Source organism: Thiolapillus sp., from assembly GCF_048562965.1.
GTDB lineage: Bacteria > Pseudomonadota > Gammaproteobacteria > Chromatiales > Chromatiaceae > Thiolapillus > Thiolapillus brandeum_A.
In genome coordinates, this window is record NZ_JBHNMF010000261.1 from 1,349 (window position 1) to 4,703 (window position 3,355).

General features: G+C 58.1%; 7 protein-coding genes. All 7 read right to left on the reverse strand.

Annotated features, from left to right (window positions below):
• Positions 1-964: hydrogenase formation protein HypD (gene hypD, locus ACOCD2_RS12765; protein ID WP_293649947.1), on the reverse strand; the 964-nt coding region annotated here is incomplete at its 3' end.
• Entirely contained in the window at positions 948-1,166 is a 219-nt protein-coding gene (gene hypC / locus ACOCD2_RS12770) for a HypC/HybG/HupF family hydrogenase formation chaperone (protein WP_308214446.1), read from the reverse strand. The genes hypC and hypD, both read right to left, overlap by 17 nt.
• A 36-nt stretch (positions 1,167-1,202) precedes the next feature.
• Positions 1,203-2,018: a hydrogenase nickel incorporation protein HypB gene (gene hypB / locus ACOCD2_RS12775; protein WP_305800414.1), complete on the reverse strand. Its 816-nt coding sequence runs from the start codon at positions 2,016-2,018 to the stop codon at positions 1,203-1,205.
• Positions 2,019-2,098: 80 nt separating this feature from the next.
• On the reverse strand, positions 2,099-2,440 hold the full coding sequence (gene hypA / locus ACOCD2_RS12780; protein ID WP_293650148.1) for a hydrogenase maturation nickel metallochaperone HypA: 342 nt from the start codon (positions 2,438-2,440) through the stop codon (positions 2,099-2,101).
• On the reverse strand, positions 2,433-2,693 hold the full coding sequence (locus ACOCD2_RS12785; protein WP_293650149.1) for a nickel-dependent hydrogenase large subunit: 261 nt from the start codon (positions 2,691-2,693) through the stop codon (positions 2,433-2,435). Before ACOCD2_RS12785 ends, hypA begins: the two co-directional genes overlap by 8 nt.
• A gap of 4 nt (positions 2,694-2,697) precedes the next feature.
• A complete protein-coding gene (locus tag ACOCD2_RS12790; protein ID WP_293650147.1) occupies positions 2,698-2,955 on the reverse strand; it encodes a hypothetical protein in 258 nt (85 codons plus the stop codon).
• Between the two features lie 48 nt (positions 2,956-3,003).
• Entirely contained in the window at positions 3,004-3,135 is a 132-nt protein-coding gene (locus ACOCD2_RS12795; RefSeq protein WP_293650146.1) for a hypothetical protein, read from the reverse strand.
• Between the last annotated feature and the right edge of the window lie 220 nt (positions 3,136-3,355).

Consider the following 3,355-nt stretch of genomic DNA (forward strand, 5'->3'; position numbering starts at 1 on the left):
CCGTGGGGATCTTTATGCCCCTGAGAATGCGGGGACATTCACAGCCCCTCACGTCGGACGCCTGGGTGGCGGGCATGTCGAAACGCTTCTCGGCATCGAAAGCGGCGTAGCGCTCTCTGATCCGCAGCGCGCTGGCGGGAATCATTCCCAGGCCGCGCCATTCGAATGTCGGGCGCAGCTCCAGCACTTCATCCATCAGCGCCTGAGCCTTGCGGTTGCCTTCGCGGGAAACCACCCGCGTGTATTCGTTCTCCACCTCGGCGCGACCGGCATTGAGCTGGCGCACCAGCATGAGCGTGGACTGCATGATGTCCAGGGGTTCGAAACCGGCAATGACCACGGGTTTGTGATATTTTTTTGTAGAATATTCATAAGGTAGCGAGCCAATCACAGAACTTATATGAGATGGCCCGAAAAAACCCTCAATGGCGACCGAACCGCCTGCATCCTGTTCCGGGGCATCGAGGATGCGCTTGATGGCGGGGGGCGTTAGTACATGGTTGCAGAACACGCTGAAGTTGCCCAGGCCTTCGGCCTGCGCTTGCCGGATGGCCACCGCGGTGGGTGGCGTGGTGGTTTCGAAACCGATGGCGAAGAACACCACCTGGCGATCCGGATTGTCCCGTGCAATCTTCAGGGCATCCAGGGTGGAATACACCATGCGCACATCGCCACCCGCGGCCTTCACCTTCAGCAGGCTCTTGCGGCCGCTGCCCGGCACCCGCAGCATGTCACCGTAGCTGCACAGGATGACATCCTGTTCTTCGACCAGCTGAATGACGTTGTCGATGCGCCCCACGGGTAACACGCACACTGGGCAACCGGGGCCGTGTACGAAGCGTATGTTGGATGGCATGAGATCCTGCACGCCGTAGCGGAAGATAGCGTGGGTATGGCCACCGCAGAACTCCATCAGCCGGTACTCCCGCTGTGGCTCCACGGCCTGTTCAATGGCTGCAGACAACTGCCGGGCCAGGGTGCGCTCGGCCTCCTCTATCGCTGATGCGGTTCAGGGCATAACCCACATGGATGAGTACGAAATCATCCACCTGCACATCGTCCACCAGCGCCAGGGAAATGGACTTCTTCACTTCCCCCAGCAACACGGTTGCCATGGCATTGTCGGCATCGATGGAAACGACCCTCGCAGGCAGCGCAAGACACACAGCGCTATCCGATCATGGCCAGTTGCCGGGTGGTCCTTACCCACTGGTACCAGTTGTCCATGCCTTCGCCGGTGGTGGCTGAAACCTGCAGCACTTTGATGCCGGGATTGATGCGCCGGGCGTAGGCAATGCACTTGTCCACGTCGAAATCCACGTAAGGCAGGAGGTCGATCTTGTCAGGAGGTCGATCTTGTTGAGCAGCACCAGGTCGGCGGCATGGAACATGTCCGAGTACTTGATGGGCTTGTCTTCCCCTTCGGTGACCGACAGTATGGCCACCTTGTGTGCCTCACCCAGGTCGAAGGCAGCGGGACAGACCAGGTTGCCCACGTTTTCGATGAACAGCACGCTGCCATCTTCCGGCTTGAGGCTGTCCAGGGCATGACCGATCATGTGGGCATCCAGGTGACAGCCCTTGCCCGTGTTGATCTGCAGGGCGCCGACGCCGGTCTCACGGATCCTGTCGGCATCGTTGGCTGTCTGCTGATCACCTTCGATCACGGACAGGCCGAGTTCGTCTTTCAGTGCTTCGATGCTGCGCACCAGCAGGGTCATCTTGCCTGAACCGGGGCTGGAAACCAGATTCAGCGCCAGTATCCGGCGCTCTGCTAACCAGCCGCGGTTGGCAGCGGCGTAGCGGTTGCTCTTGCCGAGGATGTCCTCTTCGATCTGCACCATGCGCGCCTGGCTGAGACCCGGTACATGAGCGTGCGCAGGCCCCTGGCCATAGTCATGCACCGCATCATGTCCATGGTGATGGTGATGACTGTGATCATGATGATGGTGGTGGTGACCCTGTTCTTCGCCCTCGATCGTGGTCTCGCCTTCACCGCATCCGCATACTGTACACATCTGTCACCTCGGCATTCGTTCGTTACAGTAAACTGTGCGTCCGCAGGGCGTGTTTGTCAAGAAGAAACCCCCGGGAAGTATCAGTCCACTTCCAGCTCCTTGATGCGCAGTTCCTCTCCGCCCGTGACCTGCAGCTGGAATCCCCCGCAATGGGGACAGGCATCGAAGCGCTGCGTGACCGCTACCTGCTTGCTGCACTGCAGACACCAGGTCTGCCCCGGCAATTCGATGATTTCCAGTGCGGCGCCATCTGCGAGTGTGTCTTTGGTAACCGCATCGAAGCAGAAGCGCATGGCTTCCACTTCCACGCCGGCCAGCTGACCGATTTCCAGCCACACGGTCCTGACCCGGGTAAAACCCTGCTTCGCGGCGTGATCCTCCAGGATCTGCAACACGCCTTCACACAGCGACATCTCATGCATGTCCTGATCCTCGCGGCCCGCCGACCGTCAGTTTGTATGCCACACAGGGGTCGATTGCCCTGATCAGCTGGTGTGCCTGTGCTTCGATCTGCTGTCTGTCACCCTGCAGCGTTTTCAGGGAGCAGCTCACCACGCCCTGGGGATGAAAGTTCCACTCTGTTGGCGCCAGGATACGATAGCGTTCTATTCCGTTTGCTTCATCGAGCACCACGCTGTGAAACAGCTGTCCCCTGGCGGCGCAGGCCTGCCCGATGCCGTCACCTTATTATCGCTGTTTGTCTGATCTTGCCATCAGCAGACAGCAGCCAATCGGCCGTTTGAGCGATCTCGCTGAGGCGAGCAACAAGACGGGGCATCAGTCCGTTGCCATGTTCAGCGCGCAGATTCCGCAATAAGGTGCTGTCGGTACGGGTGTAAGGGGTTGTTTCCCGACATTTCCCCTCCCAGCGGGGTGCGCTGATAAATGCATCTTTTTCCATCTTGCGATGTAAAACTGAAGCATCCAGGACGGGCAAAGCGCCGATTCTGTTTCGACCCGAGCCCTCCCATCCAAGTTCATGGATTTAACGTGCCGCTACGGTGTGCGAATCATGCATCCAGGCTTCCAGCTCCCCGAAGGTTGTCATCTCTGTCCAGAGATTGAATGGCATGCCGAAAACCAGGCGGTTGAGCAGGTCTTCGAGTCTTTCGCGCAACAGTGCTGTTTGAGCTGGCGGTTCAGGTTCTGCAGCAATTGAACGGAACAGACTTTTGTCAGGAAACAGGGCATGGGAATATTTTCGCTGTATGTCGCATATCTAGAGTTTAGAGTAAGCAACATTGTTCCACCGTATATTTTCGGGTGAAATAAAGTTGCTATTTTGTTCATACTGCCCGTTAGAGCTTGTTCTATACGCTGATTGCTGCATCCTGCTC

What these genes read in the sequence shown, in the direction of transcription:
- hypB (WP_305800414.1), bottom strand. Translation starts at nt 2,018, where the DNA reads ATGTGTACAGTATGCGGATGCGGTGAAGGCGAGACCACGATCGAGGGC.
- hypA (WP_293650148.1), bottom strand. Translation starts at nt 2,440, where the DNA reads ATGCATGAGATGTCGCTGTGTGAAGGCGTGTTGCAGATCCTGGAGGAT.